The organism is Streptomyces carpinensis, assembly GCF_002154505.1.
GTDB lineage: Bacteria > Actinomycetota > Actinomycetes > Streptomycetales > Streptomycetaceae > Streptomyces > Streptomyces carpinensis.
The window spans coordinates 1-1,865 of the sequence record NZ_MUBM01000390.1 but is presented as its reverse complement, the minus strand read 5'-3'; the positions used below and the strand labels follow the sequence as shown (position 1 = coordinate 1,865).

Annotated in this window: 2 protein-coding genes and 1 pseudogene; 1 reads left to right on the top strand and 2 read right to left on the bottom strand. The window is 69.3% G+C overall.

All coding sequences use genetic code 11. The features are described 5' to 3' along the window. A pseudogene (locus BZY54_RS51255) lies at positions 1 to 277 on the top strand (hypothetical protein); the annotation flags it as partial. A 99-nt stretch (positions 278 to 376) separates the two neighbouring features. On the opposite strand, the gene BZY54_RS39840 reads toward BZY54_RS51255, so the two are convergent. Together BZY54_RS39840 and BZY54_RS39835 are read right to left on the bottom strand one after the other, a co-directional pair. Further along, on the bottom strand, positions 377 to 769 hold the full coding sequence (locus BZY54_RS39840) for an FtsX-like permease family protein (protein ID WP_086730230.1): 393 nt from the start codon (positions 767 to 769) through the stop codon (positions 377 to 379). A 242-nt stretch (positions 770 to 1,011) separates the two neighbouring features. Beyond that, complete coding sequence (locus BZY54_RS39835; protein ID WP_244217566.1) at positions 1,012 to 1,488, bottom strand: TNT domain-containing protein; 477 nt, start codon at positions 1,486 to 1,488, stop codon at positions 1,012 to 1,014. Between the last annotated feature and the right edge of the window lie 377 nt (positions 1,489 to 1,865).

Here is a 1,865-nt window from a genome sequence, read left to right as displayed (position 1 = left end):
GCACGGTGATGCGCCGGCCGATGAGCTCGTCGGCCGGCGCATCACCGTGCTCATCCCCGAGGACATGCGTGACCGCCACATCGCCGCCTTCACCTCCCTGCTGCTCACCGGCGAGTCGCGCACGCTCGGCCGCCCCGTGAGGATGTCGGCGCTACATCGCGACGGCAGACTGATCCAGATCAGCCTGCTCGTCCAGACTCAGGAGGCGAGGGACGGCCGCAGCGTGTTCATCGCCCGCATCAACCCCGTACAGGACGGCGAGCACGGCGTCTGGTAGTGCTTCGCCGGGTTCGTCCGGTTCGGCGGGCCCTGGCTCTGCTTGTGGGCAGCGGCGGCAGTGGGCGGTGCCGGGCGCCCGGGGCCGGTGCGCAGGGCGCTACCCGCTTCTCAGCGCCACCGCCGTCCTGGCATTCGCCGCCCACCCTGCGGGCGACAGCGCTCCCGCCGTGGCGATCACCAGGCCGCCCGACATCAGCACGACCAGCACAGGCAGTGAGTACACCGCCGTGTCGGCCTTCGGGACCCCGGTGCCCGCCGCGCTGCCCATCACCGGCAGCACCCATGTGTGCAGGGCCGCGCCGACCGGCACACCGATGGCCGCCACCAGGCCGATCCCGGCCACCGAGCTGAGCACCATGGCGACCGTCTGGCGCGGCGACATGCCGAGCGCCTTGAACACCCCGAAGTCGTGGACACGTTCCCGGGTGTCCAGCACCACCGTGTCGAGGACGCCCAGCCCGGCCACTGCGACCAGCATCAGGGTGAACATCGCCACCAGCGCGTCGATGGCGATGATGGCGGGGGCTGACCCGGTTCCCGGTCGGGACCGCCAGGATGCCCGGTGGCCGCAGTGCGTTCACCGCTCCGGTCGACCCGACATGAGAGCCGGGTCGACCACGAGGCGGCGGGCATGGGCTCCGACAATGTCCAGGTCATCGTCGATCGATTCCCGCGGGTCCGTCCGCCGCACGACTGCGGCACCGTGCGGCAGTCGTGTTTGTCAGTCCTGCCTCATGACGTCGTCCGGCTGGTGATTTCTTTGAGCTTGTGGGCCTGAATCAGCTCCCCGACGGTGGTTTCCGTGTAGTACTGGGTGCCGAGCCCGGGCTGGCCGAACCAGGGCCTGACAGGCCCTGCCTCGACGGTGAACGGTGCGATGACCTCGTAGTGGTGGTAGTTGAACGCAGGGTTGGAAGCGCTGTATTGGTCCAGGTTGCTCGGTGGGATCGCGCGCTTGGCGTACGGCGCGCCTTCCGGTGCGAGGAAGTTTCCGGGGTTTCCTCGGCCGAAGAGGTCGACCCGTTGCCCTTTCCGGAGCTTCAGGGGCCGTTCCACCGGGCGGTTGTTGCGCAGCACGAAACCACGGTTGTCCGGGAACCACCAGCCGCCGACCTGCTTTGCCGTCTCATTCTGGGGATTCGTCTGCCAGTAGCACCCCAGGAACCAGTACTTCGACGTGGCGCCCTCCGGGCGGTAGCCGCGCAGCAATCTCCCGATGGGGCCGGTTGTGGGAAGGTACTTGGGGCCGAGCCGCCAGTCGCCGCCGTGGTATTTCTCCAGTTGAGGGTACGGCGCCGTGCTCTGCCCCGCGGTCCGATCAAGAACGGCGGTCGCGAGGACCTCGTCACCGAACGAGTCCCGGTCAGCTCGTCATAGACCGACAAGGGAGGTCTGAGACCTCGATCTGGTGGTCTCGGACCGGTTCAACAGGGCCAGCAGTGCCCCGACGTGAGGGCCGGACGCCGGGACACGACGTGGCGGCGGGGGTCCGTCGCCGGTGGTGGTGCGGCGATTTTCCCCGGTGGGCAGGCCGTCCCAGCGCTCGTCCTGTTTGACGACGGCGCCGCGGCCGACCGCCCGCGCAG